Below are 16,713 nucleotides of genomic sequence, written 5' to 3' on the forward strand. Positions count from 1 at the left end.
GATGGATACCATTCACTATATGATCGATAACGCCGGTTTCCTGGCGAGCCTCACGTTCCAGCACCTGTGGCTGGTGCTGCTGGCGGTGGGCCTGGCGATTGTTATCGGCGTGCCGCTCGGCATTCTGATTGTGCGCCACAAATGGCTCGCCACGCCGGTGCTGGGGCTGGCGACGCTGGTGCTGACCATTCCGTCCATCGCCCTGTTCGGGCTGATGATCCCGCTTTTCTCGCTGATAGGCCAGGGCATCGGCGCCCTGCCCGCCATCACCGCCGTATTTCTCTATTCGCTGCTGCCGATTGTGCGTAACACCCACACCGCGCTCGACAGCCTGCCGCCTGGGCTTCGCGAAGCCGGTCGCGGTATCGGCATGACGTTCTGGCAGCGCCTGCGCTGGGTGGAAATCCCGATGGCGCTGCCGGTGATTTTCGGCGGCATCCGCACTGCCGTCGTAATGAATATCGGCGTGATGGCGATCGCCGCCGTTATCGGCGCGGGCGGTCTGGGGTTACTGCTGCTTAACGGCATCGGCGGGAGCGACATTCGTATGCTTATCGCCGGTGCGCTGATGATCTGTTTACTGGCCATTATTCTGGACTGGTTACTGCACCGCTTGCAGGTTGTGCTGACGCCTAAGGGGATCCGCTAATGATTAAACTTGAAAACCTCACCAAACAGTTTGTGCAGAAGAACGGCCAGACGTTTAACGCCGTCGATAACGTGAACCTGAACGTGCCGGAAGGCGAAATGTGCGTGCTGCTCGGCCCGTCGGGCTGCGGCAAGACCACGACGCTGAAGATGATTAACCGGCTGATAGCGCCCTCCGGCGGCAAGATTTTCATTAACGGCGAAGACACGACCGATCTCGATACCGTCACGCTGCGCCGCAATATCGGCTACGTCATCCAGCAGATTGGTCTTTTCCCCAATATGACCATCGAAGAGAACATCACCGTGGTGCCGCGGATGCTGGGCTGGGATAAAGCGCGCTGCAAGGAACGCGCGACCGAGCTGATGGCGATGGTGGCGCTGGATCCGAAACGCTTTCTGAACCGCTACCCGAAAGAGATGTCCGGCGGTCAGCAGCAGCGTATCGGCGTTATCCGCGCGCTGGCGGCGGATCCGCCGGTGCTGCTGATGGATGAACCGTTCGGCGCGGTCGACCCGATTAACCGCGAGGTTATCCAGAACCAGTTCCTGGAGATGCAGCGTCAGCTGAAGAAAACGGTAATGCTGGTGAGCCACGACATCGACGAAGCCCTGAAGCTTGGCGATCGCATCGCGGTGTTCCGCCAGGGGAAAATCATTCAGTGCGCCAGCCCCGACGAGCTGCTTGCGAAACCGGCCAATGAGTTTGTCGGCTCTTTCGTGGGCCAGGATCGCACGCTGAAACGCCTGCTGCTGATCCAGGCGGGCGATGTGACCGACAAACAGCCGACCATTACGGTACGAACCTCGACGCCGCTTGCACAGGCGTTCGCGCTGATGGACGACAACGATATGCGTTCCGTGACGGTGGTGGATGAAAACGAGAAGCCGCTGGGGTTTGTAAAACGGCGCGAAGCGCGCGGCGCGACAGGGGTTTGCGCCGATATCGCCCATCCTTTCCGGGTGACCGGCAAAGCGGAAGATAATCTGCGCGTGGTGTTATCGCGCCTTTACGAGCACAACACGGTCTGGATGCCGATCGTGGATGAAGAGGGCCGCTACAGCGGCGAGATTTCGCAGGATTACATCGCCGATTATCTCAGCTCCGGCCGCACGCGGCGGGCGCTCAATATTCACGAGGGATGAGTAACACGGCGGGTGCGCATATAAAACGGCGAATTCGTATGTAAAACGGCGGGTGCGCTACGCTTACCCGCCCGACATTATTCCCTCACCGTCGGCTCCATAAGGCGGGTGCGCTGCGCTTACCCGCCCTACATTATTCCCTCACCGTCGGTTCCATAAGGCGGGTGCGCTACGCTTACCCGCCCTACATTATTCCCTCACCGTCGGTTCCGTAGGGCGGGTGCGCTCCGCTTACCCGCCCTACATTATTTTCCCCCACCGTCTGTTCCATAAGGCGGGTGCGCTCCGCTTACCCGCCCGACATTATTCCCTCACCGTCGGTTCCATAAGGCGGGTGCGCTGCGCTTACCCGCCCTACATTATTCCCTCACCATCGGTTCCATAAGGCGGGTGCGCTGCGCTTACCCGTCCTACATTATTCCCTCACCGTCGGTTCCATAAGGCGGGTGCGCTCCGCTTACCCGCCCTACATTATTCCCTCACCGTCGGTTCCATAAGGCGGGTGCGCTGCGCTTACCCGCCCTACCATTCACTCTGCCGCCTTTTCCGTAGGGTGGGTAAGCGCAGCGCACCCGCCATAAAACCACTCACACCGCGGCGCGCAACGGATCGGGCGCGCCAAGCCGCGTCACATCCACCCACTTCGCCAGCTCGCGCTGCTCGGCGCGCGGCAGATACGGTAATTCGCCGATAAGCGGCGCAGGCAATTTCTGGCTTAACACCTCGATAATTTCGGCGTAATGCGCCAGCCCAGGATTGATACGGTTCGCCACCCAACCCACCAGCGGCAGGCCGTCGCTCGCAATCGCCTGTGCGGTTAACAGCGCATGGTTCAGGCAACCTTCCTGAATGCCGACCACCATCAGCACTGGTAATTGTTCCTGCACCACCCAGTCGGAGAGCGGGCGTAAATCGTTCATCAGGCTGCGCCAGCCGCCGGTGCCTTCCACCACGACGTGATCCGCCTGTTCACACAGCTGCGCGAGGCCGTTCGACAGCAGCGAATAGTTAATGGCGCAGCTGTGCGCCACGCTGCTCTCTTCTTCGCTGAATGCGATGGGATTGATAGCCTCATACGGCAGCGTCAGGGTGGACACGCTTTGCAGCACCAGGGCATCTTTGTTCCGCAGCCCCTCCGGCGTGATTTTGCTTCCTTTCGCCACCGGCTTATAGCCCACCACGCGCTTGCCGGTGGCGGCCAGCGCCTGTAACAGGGCGCGGGACACCACCGTTTTTCCGACGGCGGTATCTGTACCGGTAATAAAGACGCGCTTAAGCATCGCTGACTCCATCTGCCATTGTGTTAAAGAGAATGATCCAGTGGCAAAAGTCTAAAAGAAGACTTTCAGGGTCAGCTTGAGATAGCGCAATTTTTAGTGGATCAGGGAAAAGTTGTCACCCTTGCAACAGGCGAATCAACAACGAACCGTTATACATCGCGTCTTTCACCAGCGCCGCCCCGGCCATCGTGCCGCGGTTTGAGAACTGGGTGCTTTCCACGCTGATGTTCCGGCTGTAGGCGGGCAGCGACTGCTGGCGAACGGCGTCAGCAATCGCCGGGAAGAGAATATCGGACGCCCGGTTAAGCGGCGAACCAATCAGAATTTTTTGTGGATTAAACAGATTGACCATAATGGCGAGGATGCGCCCGACGTTAACGCCGACGCCGAGAATAATGTCGCGCGCCAGCAGATCGCCCGCCAGCGCCGCGTCGCACAGCGACTCCACGCCGAGCGGCTGGCCGTGCAGCATCGAGCCCATCGACTGGTTCATTCGCTGCTGGGCAAGCTCCAGCACGCTGTCGATGCTGGCGATGGTTTCCAGACAGCCGTGATTGCCGCAGTAGCAGCGCTTACCGTAAGGATCGACCTGGGTGTGGCCAATCTCCACCAGGCTGCTGCTGCCCGCGTGCAGCAGGCGGCCATCGGTGATGACGCCCGCGCCGACGTTATGATCGATAACCACCTGAATCACGTCGCGCGCCCCGCGCGAGGCGCCGAACAGCCCTTCTGCCATCGTCCAGGCGCTGATGTCGTGCTGGACGAACACCGGCACGCCGGTATGAGCCTCCAGCGCCGCGCCGAGCGGCATATCCGTAATCTCGTAAAACGGCATCTGGCGCACCAGCCCGTGTTCGGTATCAATCACGCCAGGCAGCGTAATGGCGATGGCGGTCAGCCGCTCCAGCTGGCGCTGATGGCGGATAAAAAAGCGATCGATATGGTCGATAATGCGATCGAGCAGCGGGCGGACGTCCTGCAACGGCAGGTCGAGCTGCTCTTCCACCACCAGTTTGCTGCTGAGATCGCGCAGCGCCAGGTTGATTTCGCCGCGGTTAATGCGCACCGACAGGTAGTGCCAGGCGTCGGTTTCCACCGCCAGCCCTACCGCCGGCCGCCCACGGCTGCCCGGCTCCTGGATTTCCGTCTCCTGAACCAGATGCGCCTCAAGCATTTCGCGCACGATTTTGGTAATGCTGGCCGGGGCGAGTTGCGCCAGTCTGGAAAGATCGATACGTGATACCGGGCCAAGCTGATCAATCAGGCGATACACGGCGCCCGCATTGGTCTGTTTTATCTGATCGATATGGCCCGGTTGACTGTCAGCAACCACGTCCCACTCCCTTATTTTCGCGCTTCGAAATAAACATTCGGCTATGGTGAATCACTTCGCCAGGGCGCGTCAAATTTTTACTTAGCCTTGTGATTTACCGCACATTTTTACGGGGATTCGCCGCTGTTTCCGGCCGCTGCGCCGCCCCATTAAGCAGAGAAATGAAACGTTGTGCCGCGGCGCTTTGCTCCCGATGGCGCGCCCAGACCAGCCACATTTCCGAAATCGCGTCTGGTTCCTGCAGCCTGACCCAGCGCATCTCCTCCAGCCGCACGCGCTGAAACGACGCCGGAAGAATCGACACGCCAAGCCCCGCCGCCACCAGCCCGATAATCGTCATCGCCTCGCCCACCTCCTGCGTGATGCGCGGCTGTACGCCGTAACGATGCAGCAGCCCGAGAATATCGTCGTACAGCCCGGTGCCGACGTGAGGATCAAAGAAGACGAACGGCTCGCCCGTCAGCTCGCTTAGCGACACCGCCTCGCGCGCGGCGAGCGGATGATCGCAGGGGATCAGCGCCAGCAGCGGCTCGCGCAGCACCAGTTGCCAGGCGAGCGTCTCCGGCAGCGGCGTATTGCGCAACAGCCCGACATTGAGCCGCCCTTCGGTCAGCGGGGCTATCTGCGAGCGGGTGTTAATCTCAAGCGTCTGCAAATGCACATCCGGGTAGCGACGGCGAAACACGGAAAGCGTGTCGGAAATGGCGCGGATAAACGGCGCCGACGAGGTAAAACCGATGCGCAGTTCGCCGGTCTCGCCGTTATGCAGCCGCGCGGCGCGCACCGCCGCGGCCTCGACCTCGCTTAAAATCTGGCGGCTGTCGGCGAGAAACTGCCGGCCCGCCGCCGTGAGGCTGACGCTGCGGTTGGTGCGGGCCAGCAGCCGCGCGCCGGTCTGGGCTTCCAGCGCCTGGATCTGCTGGCTTAACGGCGGCTGGGAGATATTCAGCCGGGCGGCGGCGCGGCCAAAATGCAGCTCCTCGGCCACCGCCACGAAGTAGCGAAGATGACGCAGTTCGATATTCATATTTAATACGTATTATTTGAGATTATTAATATATTAGACAGATGATTCGCCGCTTTCTACTCTTCGTGTGTGCTTCACCCGCAGCCAGCAATCGCGGGGATATTACGTAAGGATATGCTGTGAGTCGTACCACTACCGTCAGCGCCGCCCCGGCGCAGGCCGCTGACGATGCTGTGATTGCCGCGCCGGTAACGTACATCAAACGCGGCACGCCCGCTTTTATGCGCGTCACGCTCGCGCTGTTCTCCGCCGGTCTCGCCACTTTCGCGCTGCTGTATTGCGTACAGCCCATTCTCCCGGTGCTGTCGCAGGAATTTGGCGTCACGCCTGCCGCCAGCAGTATTTCGCTTTCGGTTTCAACGGGGATGCTGGCCGTCGGGCTGCTGTTCACCGGGCCGCTCTCCGACGCCATCGGGCGCAAAAATGTGATGGTCACCGCCCTGCTGCTGGCTTCCATCTGCACCCTGCTCGCCACCATGATGCACAGCTGGCACGGCATTCTGCTAATGCGCGCGCTGATTGGGCTGTCGCTAAGCGGCGTGGCCGCCGTCGGCATGACCTATCTTTCCGAAGAGATCCACCCCAGCATGGTGGCGTTCTCAATGGGTCTCTATATCAGCGGCAACTCGATTGGCGGGATGAGCGGCCGTCTGCTGACCGGGGTTATCACCGATTTCTTTAGCTGGCGCGTGGCGATGGCGTTTATCGGCTGCTTTGCGCTGGCGGCGGCGCTGATGTTCTGGAAAATCCTCCCGGCCTCGCGTCATTTTCGCGCCTCGTCGCTGCGCCCGCGCACGCTGCTGATTAACTTTCGCCTGCACTGGCGCGACGACGGCCTGCCGCTGCTGTTCGCCGAAGGTTTTCTGCTGATGGGCGCGTTTGTGACGCTGTTTAACTACATCGGCTACCGGCTGATGCTCTCGCCCTGGCACTTAAGCCAGGCGGCAGTGGGCCTGCTGTCGGTGGCTTACCTCACCGGCACCTGGAGTTCGCCGAAAGCGGGCGCGATGACCGCGCGCTTCGGGCGCGGCCCGGTGATGCTCGGCTTTACCGCCATCATGCTGTGCGGCTTGCTGCTCACGCTGTTCTCGTCTCTGTGGCTGATTTTCGCGGGTATGCTGCTTTTCTCCGCCGGATTCTTCGCCGCCCACTCGGTCGCCAGCAGCTGGATTGGCCCGCGGGCGCGGCGCGCCAAAGGCCAGGCGTCCTCGCTCTATCTGTTCAGCTATTACTTAGGCTCAAGCGTTGCGGGCACGCTCGGCGGGCTGTTCTGGCACCGCTACGGCTGGAACGGCGTCGGCGGGTTTATCGCGCTGCTGCTGGTGCTGGCGCTGCTGGTCGGCAGCGGTCTGCACCGCCGCGTCCGCTAATCGCCCGCCAGGCCTCGTGTTTCGTCAGGGTTAGTGCTACCTTTTCAGCTTGCCGACAACGTCACGAGGCCTTATGGAAAACAAAAACTATCAACAGCTTAGCCGCACGTTCCTGCGGCTTTCCCGCTTCTCTCATCTCTCGGCTATCGCAAGCTGGGATATGTTCGCCATGATGCCGCCGGGCGGCAGCCGCGCGCGCGGCGAAGCCCTGGCGGAGCTGAGCGTGCTGCAGCATCAGATCCTGACCGATAAAAAAATGGCTGAGTGGCTGCGCGGCGCGGAGCAGGAAGACTTAAACGATCTCGAACAGGCGAACCTGCGCGAAATGCAGCGCCATTACCAGCAGGCCGCCTTGCTGCCGGAAGCGCTGGTCGAGGCCAAATCGCTCGCGGGCAGCCGCTGCGAACACGCCTGGCGCAGCCAGCGTCCGGCCAACGACTGGGACGGCTTCTCGGAAAACCTCAAAGAGGTGGTAAAGCTGAGCCGTGAAGAGGCCGCCATCCGCGCGGAAGCCAAAGGCTGTTCGCGCTACGATGCGCTGCTCGATATCTTTGAACCAGACATGACCAGCGCGCGCCTCAATACGCTGTTTGGCGATCTGCGCAGCTGGCTGCCGGATCTCCTCGCCCGCGCGGTGGAAAAACAAGAGCGCACCGAACTCACCGCGCCGCAGGGGCCGTTCCCGGTGGCGCAGCAGCGCGAGCTGGGGCTTGAAGCCATGCGCCTGCTCGGCTTTGATTTCGACGGCGGCAGGCTGGACGTCAGCGCGCACCCGTTCTGCGGCGGCGTGCCGGAAGATGTGCGCATCACCACGCGCTATGATGAAAACGAACTCTTCAGCGCGCTGTTTGGCGTGATCCACGAAACCGGCCACGCCCGTTATGAGCAAAACCTGCCGCGGGAATGGCCGGGCCAGCCGGTGGCGCTGGCGCGCTCTACCGCGATCCATGAATCCCAGAGCCTGTTTTTCGAGATGCAGCTCGGGCGCAGCCGTCCGTTCCTGAAGCTGTTGCTGCCGCAGGTGGTTTCGCGTTTCGGTCAGCAACCGGCGTTTGAGGAAGAGAACTATCTGGCCTGGAATCAGCGCGTGAAGCCAGGTTTTATCCGCGTCGATGCTGATGAGGTGAGCTACCCGGCCCACGTGGTGCTGCGCTATGAGATTGAGCGGGCGCTGATCGACGGCGATATCGAGGTGGACGACATCCCGGCCCTGTGGGATGAGAAAATGCAGCAGTGGCTGGGGATTTCCACCACCGGCAACTACCGCGACGGCTGTATGCAGGATATCCACTGGACGGATGGCGGCTTTGGCTACTTCCCGTCGTACACGCTCGGCGCGATGTATGCCGCTCAGCTTTTCCACGCTGCGCGCCAGGCGCTGCCGAACCTGGATGCCTCGATTGCCGCGGGCGATCTGCGCGCGCTGTTCGACTGGCTGCGCCAGTCGGTATGGCAGCACGGCAGCCGCTTTACCACCTCGCAGCTGATGATTAACGCCACCGGCGACGATCTCAACCCGCGTTATTTCCGCGATCACCTGACGGCGCGCTACCTCTGACGCCGTTGTACATACCGGGCCGCGCGCCCGGTGTGTACATTCCGTTACACGCCGATACTAATCACCTACGGACGCCCGCCCCGTCGCGCCGTTATAGTCTCTTCACGCCCCGCCGTTTTTCTTCGCCGCTTTTGTCAGGCCTGCGCGCTCAGGCACGCGCGTCGCCGTTGCGCCGGACGCGCGGGCTGCGTTTCCGGAGGCCCGACATGATCCGCCGTTATCAGTTTGAGATAATCCTGACGCTGCTGCTGTTATGTGGCGCGCTGACGATCTTTTTTTACTGGTAAACGTCGCTAGCACGCTGATTTTATTCTCACTTTGCTCGCGTCACGTCTATAGTTACCTCACAGGGTTACTTTAATAATCATAATTGCCCCACCAGAGAGTGATATGCGCAAAACCGTTTTCTTGTTACTGGGATCGCTATTATTACCTGCTTTTATTACGCACGCCGACGAGGGCGATGACGCGGCCGAAGCGGCCAGTGACGTCCAGACTCTCTTTTTTGGCCACGATGACCGCACGCCCGTACCGGACGCCGCCTCTTCTCCCTGGGACGCCATCGGGCAGCTCGAAACCGAGAGCGGCAACCTGTGTACCGCCACGCTTATCTCCCCGCATCTGGCGCTGACCGCCGGGCACTGTCTGCTCTCACCGCCGGACGGCACGCCCGATCGCGCGGTCGCGCTGCGTTTTGTTGCCCAAAAAGGTAAGTGGCGCTACGAAATTCACAGCATTGAAGGACGCGTGTCGCCGTCGCTCGGACATAAGCTGAAAGCCGACGGCGAAGGCTGGATTGTGCCGTCTTCCGCCGCGCCTGAAGATTTCGGGTTGATTATCCTGCGTAATCCGCCCTCGGGCCTGACGCCGCTGCCGCTGTTCGAAGGCGATCGCGCGGCCCTGAACCGCGCGCTGAAGGCCACCGGACGGCGTGTGACGCAGTCCGGCTACCCGGAAGATCATCTCGACGCGCTCTACAGCCATCAGGACTGTCTTATCACCGGCTGGGCGCAGCGCAACGTGCTGGCGCACCAGTGCGACACGCTGCCCGGCGACAGCGGCTCGCCGCTGATGCTGCGCACCGACACCGGCTGGCAGCTGATTGGCGTGCAGAGCTCGGCTCCCGCCGCCAAAGACCGCTGGCGCGCCGATAACCGCGCGATTTCCGTGACCGGTTTCCGCGAGCGGCTCGAAGCGCTGGCGAGCGAATAAAAAAAGGGGCGCTCAGCGCCCCTCTCTCTTTCTTTGCGGCTTACGCCAGCTTGATGATCACCATCCCCACCAGCAGCAGTCCAAGCCCCGCCCAGCCTTTGCGATTAAGACGCTGGCCGAACATTATCCAGCCTGCCGCTACCGTCGCGGCGATCCCGAAACCGCCCCACAGCGCGTACGCCACCGCCAGGTCGATGCCTTCCACCGCCTGCCCCAGCGCGCTGAAGGCGGCCAGTACGGCCGCGAGCGACGCCACGCCATACAGCGGGCGGCGAAAACCGTCAGAAAACTTCAGCCAGATATTGGCGATAATTTCGAGGACAATAGCCAGCAGCAGCCAGAGAATATGCTGTAACTCAACCTGCGACATGACGCACCTCCGCTTTGCGGGTTACGGTGCGGGTGCCGGTTTTGATAAGCAAAATCCCGGCAATTAACACCAGCAGACCCAGCGCTTTTTGCAGCGTCAGGGTTTCGTTAAACAGCAGCACGCTAAAGAGCGTAATTAAAACAATCCCGACCCCTTCCCACAGCGCGTATGCCACGCCCAGCGCAATGCGCTTAATCGAAAAAGACAGCAAAATATATGACAGGGAAATCATCACCAGCATTAAAATAAATCCGGCGTGGCCACCGCCTACGCTTGCCCATTTTAATGCCAGCGTCCCGGTAATTTCCGACACGATCGCTAATGCTAATAAAATCCAGTAAAACATGGTCTCTCTCCCGCCTGAAAAAATACATAGGCCTGTTTGATGGCGCGTAAATACGCGACATTAAAAATGACTAAAATAGCGACAGGCGTACAAGGACGGCCTGAAACGAAATTAAAGAGAGAGGCTGACTAAAGCGCTGTGCGCCAGTGCTGTTCACCGCAAAGAAGGGTAGATGGGAAAGGGCTGGAAAAAACGTAAAACAGTGCAATAAAACAATTGAACAGGTTGTCCATAATCTTTCAATTTATCCGCGGTCTTGCTTCTCGTCGTTGCGGAAAAAAATTGGCCTCGGTAGTCAAACACGCCCGAATTAAACCATGCCGTTAGACTTTTCTCAACTCGTTTACACTACTTTACGGCACGACTGACTGTTTTAATGGGGCAAAAACAGCGACTTATTTTATCGGCCAGTTTAATTAATCACGTCAGGCGATTAAATAATCATTAGCTGGCGTTGTATTTTCACGATATGCTATTTTCTTACATTAATTTAACAGGGAAGTATCAGAATGACCGTAGACGAACTGCAACAGAAATATCCCGGCGCGCGGGCCTGGGGCTTTGGCGATTCACCGCACATGGCGGACGAGCTGGGCGCGCTGGTGGCGCACGGCGCCAAACGCGCCAGCTGCAGCGATTATCACGCCTGGCGGCAGGACGCCGACCCGACCCTGCCGGGCGATTACCATATTATTCTCAACGGCGCGGGCGAGCCGCTGTGCGTTATCCGCACTCACACGCTGCGGCTGGTGAACTTCTGCGACGTCACCGAACAGCTCGCCGCCCTGGAAGGCGAAGGCGATTTAAGCCTCGCTTACTGGCGCAATGAGCATGAAGCGTTTTTCACCCGCGCCGGCTGTTTCTCTCCCGACATGCCGCTGATGTTTGAGGAGTTCGAACTGACAGAACGGTGCTGAGTGTATTACACCGTTCAGAAACACCTTAACCTGTGAGCCTTACCATGACGGATGCTGACGGATTTATACGCGTTGTGCCGGATGCTGCGCTTCAGCCCGATTTCCGGGAAGTCGTGGATACGGTGATAAATACGCTGGTGCGTGAACTGGGCGAAGCGCTGCACAGCGGCTATTTATATGGCAGCGTCGCGCGAGGCGAAGCCGTTAAGGGCGTTTCCGATCTCGACCTCTGCCTTATACTTACGCGCGCAGCAACCGACGCTGAAACCACACGGTTAGCTGCTATCAAAAAGCAGGCGGCGGCAGATTATCCTGTTATCAGCAAAATAGATGTTGATATCGGTACCGTCGCAGAGGTGCTCTCTGCGGATAATCTGTATAGCTGGGGCTACTGGTTAAAACATCACTGCCGCTGTATTTATGGCGACGATCTCTCTTCTCGCTTTGAGCGTTTCAGGCCGTCCCGCGCGATTGCAGAAGCCGTTAATGGCGATGTGGCGCGCGTTATTAACGACGCTATAAAAACGCTGGCCAACGCGCCCGATGAACATAGCCGCAGGCAGACACAGCGAGCGGCATCGAGAAAACTATTACGCGCAACGAATCTGTTACGCGCTGACGATGACACCGACTGGCCTGATACGCTTGAAGAATATCAGGCAAAATTCGCTGCCACATACCCGCTAAGAGCGGCCGAGATAAATTACTTTTTGCGCGAAAGCCGGGAGCCCGCCGACGCGCCTGATGCTTTTATTGAGGCAGTGCAGCGTTTTATGGACTGGTTTAGCCAGACGCGCAGTGAAGGCGTAAAAACATCGTAAATGTTTTAGCCCGCCTCACCACAAACTCGCGCGCGGCAGCTCGCTGAAACGTGTGGTGTAGCCGGGCGAGAGAAAATCGCGCTTCATCGCCCAGGGTTTTACGATCCCCTGGCCTGCGAACCAGAGCTTTCCCCGGCCTGAGCGATTATATTCATCCAGCAGATGCATCAGCGGCGCGCTGTTGGGCTGCGGCGGATGCTCGTCGAAAAGATTAAGCTGCGCCACGCCCTGACTGAAAAAATCCCCCAGCATGACGCCCGCTTTGATGTAGCGATACCCTTCGCGCCAGATGGCGTCCAGCGCGCTCACCGCCAGCCGCACGATCTCGCGGGTGTCGTTGGTGGGCGTCAGCGCCTGGCAGAGCGCCTGATTGCTGTAGCGGTCATCCGGCTCGTCATGCGGGCTGGTGCGGATAAACACCGCCACCTGGCGGCAGAACTGATGCTCCTGACGCAGCTTTTCCGCGGCCCGCTCGGCCCAGGCGCAGACGGCCTGACGCATATCCTGATAATCCGTGACCCGGTAGCCAAACGAACGGCTGCACACGATCTGCTGTTTCGCCGCGACAAATTCATCCATCGCCAGACAGGGCTCGCCGCGCAGTTCCCGCACGGTGCGCTCCAGCACCACGTTGAAATTTTTGCGGATCACCCACGCCGGGCTGTTGGCGAGATCAAACGCGGTCTCAATGCCCATCGCCGTCAGCTTTTTGCTGAGCCTGCGCCCGACGCCCCAGACGTCCTCCACCTTAAAATGCGCCAGCGCCCTGCGCAGCCGGGCCGGATCGGAGAGATCGACCACCGCGCCCGACTTCGGCCACCTTTTGGCGGCGAGATTGGCAAGCTTGGCGAGCGTTTTGGTCGGCGCAATGCCCACGCCGACCGGCAGATGGGTTTCGCGCCAGAGGCGGTCGCGGATCTCCTGAGCAAACGTGGTCAGCGACATCACGTTACTGACGCCGCGCAGATCGATAAACGCCTCGTCGATCGAGTAGATCTCCACCTGCGGCGCCATCTCTTCGAGAATATCCATCACGCGTTTGCTCATGTCGGCGTAAAACGCATAATTGGAGCTGAAGACCGCCACGCGGTGACGCTCAAAGCGCGCGCGCTGTTTGAAATACGGCTCCGCCATGGTGATGCCGAGCGCTTTGGCCTGACGGCTGCGCGCAATGACGCAGCCGTCGTTATTGCTCAGCACCACGACCGGTTTATCCCGCAGATCCGGGCGAAACACCGTCTCGCAGGAGGCGTAAAAACTGTTCACGTCGACCAGCGCGTACATCTCAGCGCCTCTTCTTCAGCACCCAGGTCACCACGCCGAAAATCACCACTTCGGCATCGCCGACGAGCGGGATCGGCGCGAAATCCGGGTTCATCGGCACCAGTTGCGCCACCGGGTGCAGCCGCAGGGTTTTGACGGTGAACTCCCCTTCCAGCGCGGCCACGACAATGTCGTTTTCCTGCGGCTTCAGAGCGCTGTCCACCACCAGCAGATCGCCATCCTCGATCCCGGCGCCGTTCATCGACTCCCCGGACGCCCGCAAAAAATAGGTGGCGTTCGGGTGCACAATGCAGTGCGCGTCAAGGCTCACGCGCTTTTCGACGTAATCCTGAGCGGGCGACGGAAATCCGCAGGCCACTTTCTCAAGGAACAGCGGCAACCCCTCGGCATCAGGTTGTGGCAAGAGACGCATCATTAACATGGCGTGCTCCATCCATTCATTATGTTGTTATTTACTGTGTTTATATACAGTAGTTTGATTTGTACTGTTCTGACAACCCTATTTTTAAGCGAAGCGGCGCATTTGCCTGGAGAACGGCCAGTTTGTGCGGGTTTGTTGAGCGGTATGGAATGAAGATAAAAAAAGCCAGAGCGTAAGCTCTGGCTTTCAGGGACGGGCTATCAGGCGTTTTTGCGTTTCGGCAGGGTTTTCAGCAGATCTTCCGGGCTGATGGAAGCGACCACGCTGCCCGGCTGCGGCATTTTCAGGATATGGTTTTTGATTTTGCCGACCACGTGCATTTCACAGGGTTTGCAGTCAAAACGCAGCGTTAACACTTCGTCGCCGTGCACCAGCTGCATCGGCGTCGCCTTCCAGCTCTTGATGTTGCCCTTCGCCTGTTTCGGGCAGAGGTTAAAGGCAAAGCGCAGGCAGTGCTTGGTGATCATCACCGGCACGTCGCCTTTTTCCTCGTGCGCCTCATACGCGGCGTCGATAAGCTGCACGCCATAGCGCTGGTAAAATTCACGCGCCTTATGGTTGTAGACGTTCGCAAGGAAGCTCAGGTGCGTTTCCGGGTAGACCGGCGGCGGCACGGAGACCGGTTTGCGCGCGCCGCGCTGGTAATTCGCCAGGCGCGCGGCATCCAGCGCCTCGACCGCTTCACGACGGAACGCGTTGAGCTGGCTGTTAGGCACAAACAGCGCGCCCGGCAGCGTAATCTGTACGTCGCGGGCGAAATAGATAGTCTGCCCCAGTTTCGCCAGGCCCTCTTTCAGGCTGGTCAGCGCTTTTTCCGGGTTATTGGCTTCGTCGAACTGTCCGTCGAGCGTATGCGTCACGCTGACGCCGTCTTCGCTGGTCAACGTCAGGATCAGCTGTTCCTGCCAGCCGCCCAGTTCAATATCCACCCCGATGCGGCGCTCGCTGGAGGTTTTCAGCAGCGCCTGCTGCCAGTTGTGATCGAGGTTGCGGTTGAGCTTGTGGCGCGGGCGCAGGGTTTTCAGCGCCGACGGCATCTCGTTCGGGAAGATGCGGTAGCGGTTTTCACCGGTTTTTTCCGCCACATTGACGCGAAAGCCCACGACTTCGCGTTTGATCATGACGTTCAGCCCGTCGCCGTTCGCCAGCGGCTCGGTGGCTTCCACATCCAGATGCTCTTTGCCGACGCTCAGCACTTCGCCGACCGGCAGTCCGACAAACGTCGGGGTGTCGAACGCGCCGATATCTATCTTACGGGCGTTAACGAAGTAATCGGTGCTGCCGCGGTGGAAGGTCTTCTCGGTGGACGGCACGAAATAGTGCGCCGTGTTGCCCGCGGAAGAACGCGCCAGATCGCCGCGATCCTCAATAATCGCATCGAGCATCTGACGGTAGTGCGCCGTGATGTTTTTCACGTAGCTCATGTCTTTGTAGCGCCCTTCAATCTTGAAGGAGCGCACGCCTGCGTCGATCAGCGCCGCCAGGTTGGCGGTCTGATCGTTGTCTTTCATCGACAGCAAGTGTTTCTCATACGCCACCACGCGGCCCTGATCGTCTTTCAGGGTGTACGGCAGACGGCAAGCCTGCGAGCAGTCGCCGCGGTTGGCGCTGCGTCCGGTCTGGGCGTGGGAGATATTGCACTGGCCTGAATAGGCCACGCATAGCGCGCCATGAATAAAGAATTCGATGGTGGCGTCGGTATTTTCATGAATGGCGCGGATCTGGTTGAGGTTCAGCTCGCGCGCCAGCACGATTTGCGAGAAACCGGCGTCGGAGAGGAACTTCGCTTTCTCGACGCTGCGGATATCGCACTGGGTGCTGGCATGCAGCTCGATGGGCGGAATATCCAGCTCCATAATACCCATGTCCTGCACGATCAGGGCGTCGACGCCCGCGTCATAAAGCTGGCCGATAAGCTTACGGGCCGGCTCCAGCTCGTCGTCATGCAGAATGGTGTTGAGGGTGATAAACACCTTCGCGCCGAAGCGATGGGCGAACGGCACCAGGTCTGCGATGTCCTGGAGGCTGTTGCTGGCGTTATGGCGGGCGCCGAAACCGGGGCCGCCGATATAGACTGCATCTGCGCCGTGCAGAATGGCTTCGCGGGCGATAGCGGTATCGCGGGCGGGGCTGAGCAGTTCAAGGTGATGCGATTGCAGGCGCATAATTCGTCGTTATCCGTTATTTGAAAGGCGGCTATTGTAGTCACATTCCGGGCGTTCGGAAACTCTTTCACGGCGCCGCCGCGGGTTTGCCGTTTTACGGGAAAGTATTGCACAAAGGTTTATTTCACGCGGCGCGCGGCAAGGGATACGCTGGGGCGGTATTCCTGACTTATCACCTCAGTTTCATCGTGTCGTTGTAGATTGTCGTTGGCCGCAAGCTCGCTTGCGGTTTTTTTTATGGCGCCGGGTAGTGGATCAGCGAATGAAAGCGCACCGGCAGCGGCGTCGCGTTGCGATAGGCGTGCGGCCTGTCGCCGGCAAACTTCAGCCCTTCGCCGGGGCCGAGCCGCCGCCAGACGCCGTCCGTCTGCAGTTCCAGCTCGCCCTCAATCACCACCACATGCTCCGTCACGCCGTTTTCATGCGGCGTGGAGTCGCTCTGCGCGCCGGGCGCGAGCGTGACGGCGAGCATATCGAAGCGCAACTGTTCATCCCACGGAAAGAGCGGCTCCACGATCATCGTCTGTTGGGCGTCAAACACCGTGCGCGCCCCCGGCGCAGGCGGCGTGATAAACGCTGAAAACGGCACGTTAAAACCGGTGGCGATTTTCCACAGCGTCGCGACCGTCGGGCTCGATTCGTTGCGCTCTATCTGGCCGAGCATCGCTTTCGACACGCCGGTTTCCTGCGCCGCCTGGGTCAGGCTCCAGTTTTTCTGCTGGCGCAGCGCTTTCAGCGTCTGCGCGAGATGGGCGGTAATGTCCATACGCTCTCCTTTTATCGCGGCCAGTATAGCGCCTTGTGCGTTATAGCGC

Annotated in this window: 16 protein-coding genes; 7 read left to right on the forward strand and 9 right to left on the reverse strand. The window is 59.8% G+C overall.

The features are described from left to right. The first annotated feature begins 1 nt into the window (after position 1). Both osmW and osmV read left to right on the forward strand, forming a co-directional pair. A complete protein-coding gene (gene osmW / locus AACV31_RS10815; protein WP_075199470.1) occupies positions 2-649 on the forward strand; it encodes an osmoprotectant ABC transporter permease OsmW in 648 nt (215 codons plus the stop codon). Beyond that, the gene (gene osmV, locus AACV31_RS10820; protein WP_075199471.1) at positions 649-1,794 is read left to right on the forward strand and encodes an osmoprotectant ABC transporter ATP-binding protein OsmV; all 1,146 of its coding nucleotides are present in this window, start codon (positions 649-651) and stop codon (positions 1,792-1,794) included. Before osmW ends, osmV begins: the two co-directional genes overlap by 1 nt. Positions 1,795-2,381: 587 nt before the next feature. Here osmV and bioD read toward each other — a convergent pair. From bioD to AACV31_RS10835, 3 genes are all read right to left on the reverse strand, one after another. Further along, positions 2,382-3,074: a dethiobiotin synthase gene (gene bioD / locus AACV31_RS10825; RefSeq protein ID WP_015741337.1), complete on the reverse strand. Its 693-nt coding sequence runs from the start codon at positions 3,072-3,074 to the stop codon at positions 2,382-2,384. A 115-nt stretch (positions 3,075-3,189) separates the two neighbouring features. After that, on the reverse strand, positions 3,190-4,407 hold the full coding sequence (gene mlc / locus AACV31_RS10830) for a sugar metabolism global transcriptional regulator Mlc (RefSeq protein WP_165154053.1): 1,218 nt from the start codon (positions 4,405-4,407) through the stop codon (positions 3,190-3,192). Positions 4,408-4,501: 94 nt separating this feature from the next. Continuing rightward, positions 4,502-5,434 (reverse strand): LysR family transcriptional regulator, encoded by a 933-nt coding sequence (locus AACV31_RS10835; protein ID WP_165154055.1) that lies wholly within the window; start codon positions 5,432-5,434, stop codon positions 4,502-4,504. Positions 5,435-5,553: 119 nt separating this feature from the next. On the opposite strand from AACV31_RS10835, the gene AACV31_RS10840 reads away from it, so the two are divergent. The 3 genes from AACV31_RS10840 (at position 5,554) to AACV31_RS10850 (ending at position 9,574) form a co-directional block, all read left to right on the forward strand. Beyond that, complete coding sequence (locus AACV31_RS10840) at positions 5,554-6,804, forward strand: MFS transporter (RefSeq protein WP_165154057.1); 1,251 nt, start codon at positions 5,554-5,556, stop codon at positions 6,802-6,804. Positions 6,805-6,877: 73 nt separating this feature from the next. Beyond that, entirely contained in the window at positions 6,878-8,362 is a 1,485-nt protein-coding gene (locus AACV31_RS10845; RefSeq protein ID WP_165154059.1) for a carboxypeptidase M32, read from the forward strand. Positions 8,363-8,752: 390 nt separating this feature from the next. Continuing rightward, the gene (locus tag AACV31_RS10850; protein ID WP_075198660.1) at positions 8,753-9,574 is read left to right on the forward strand and encodes a trypsin-like serine peptidase; all 822 of its coding nucleotides are present in this window, start codon (positions 8,753-8,755) and stop codon (positions 9,572-9,574) included. A 40-nt stretch (positions 9,575-9,614) separates the two neighbouring features. On the opposite strand, the gene mdtI is transcribed toward AACV31_RS10850, so the two are convergent. Further along, positions 9,615-9,944, reverse strand: a complete 330-nt coding sequence (gene mdtI / locus AACV31_RS10855; protein WP_075198661.1) for a multidrug/spermidine efflux SMR transporter subunit MdtI — start codon at positions 9,942-9,944, stop codon at positions 9,615-9,617. After that, on the reverse strand, positions 9,931-10,290 hold the full coding sequence (gene mdtJ / locus AACV31_RS10860) for a multidrug/spermidine efflux SMR transporter subunit MdtJ (protein WP_105539101.1): 360 nt from the start codon (positions 10,288-10,290) through the stop codon (positions 9,931-9,933). Before mdtJ ends, mdtI begins: the two co-directional genes overlap by 14 nt. A 509-nt stretch (positions 10,291-10,799) precedes the next feature. Between mdtJ and AACV31_RS10865 the strand changes: the two genes are divergently transcribed. Both AACV31_RS10865 and AACV31_RS10870 read left to right on the forward strand, forming a co-directional pair. Next, on the forward strand, positions 10,800-11,207 hold the full coding sequence (locus tag AACV31_RS10865; protein ID WP_007761477.1) for an ASCH domain-containing protein: 408 nt from the start codon (positions 10,800-10,802) through the stop codon (positions 11,205-11,207). 32 nt (positions 11,208-11,239) lie between these two features. Next, on the forward strand, positions 11,240-12,028 hold the full coding sequence (locus AACV31_RS10870) for a nucleotidyltransferase domain-containing protein (protein WP_255491229.1): 789 nt from the start codon (positions 11,240-11,242) through the stop codon (positions 12,026-12,028). A gap of 15 nt (positions 12,029-12,043) precedes the next feature. Here AACV31_RS10870 and umuC read toward each other — a convergent pair whose 3' ends face one another. From umuC to AACV31_RS10890, 4 genes are all read right to left on the reverse strand, one after another. Further along, positions 12,044-13,312: a translesion error-prone DNA polymerase V subunit UmuC gene (gene umuC, locus AACV31_RS10875; RefSeq protein WP_165154070.1), complete on the reverse strand. Its 1,269-nt coding sequence runs from the start codon at positions 13,310-13,312 to the stop codon at positions 12,044-12,046. 1 nt (position 13,313) lies between these two features. Then, positions 13,314-13,733, reverse strand: a complete 420-nt coding sequence (gene umuD, locus AACV31_RS10880; RefSeq protein WP_075198663.1) for a translesion error-prone DNA polymerase V autoproteolytic subunit — start codon at positions 13,731-13,733, stop codon at positions 13,314-13,316. A gap of 200 nt (positions 13,734-13,933) precedes the next feature. Continuing rightward, on the reverse strand, positions 13,934-15,898 hold the full coding sequence (locus AACV31_RS10885; RefSeq protein WP_165154073.1) for a peptidase U32 family protein: 1,965 nt from the start codon (positions 15,896-15,898) through the stop codon (positions 13,934-13,936). 235 nt (positions 15,899-16,133) lie between these two features. Beyond that, positions 16,134-16,664, reverse strand: coding sequence for a helix-turn-helix domain-containing protein (locus tag AACV31_RS10890; protein ID WP_075198665.1), 531 nt, complete (start codon positions 16,662-16,664; stop codon positions 16,134-16,136). Positions 16,665-16,713 lie beyond the last annotated feature (49 nt).

Source organism: Cronobacter sp. EKM101R, assembly GCF_963888145.1.
In the GTDB taxonomy this organism is placed as follows: Bacteria; Pseudomonadota; Gammaproteobacteria; order Enterobacterales; family Enterobacteriaceae; genus Cronobacter; species Cronobacter turicensis.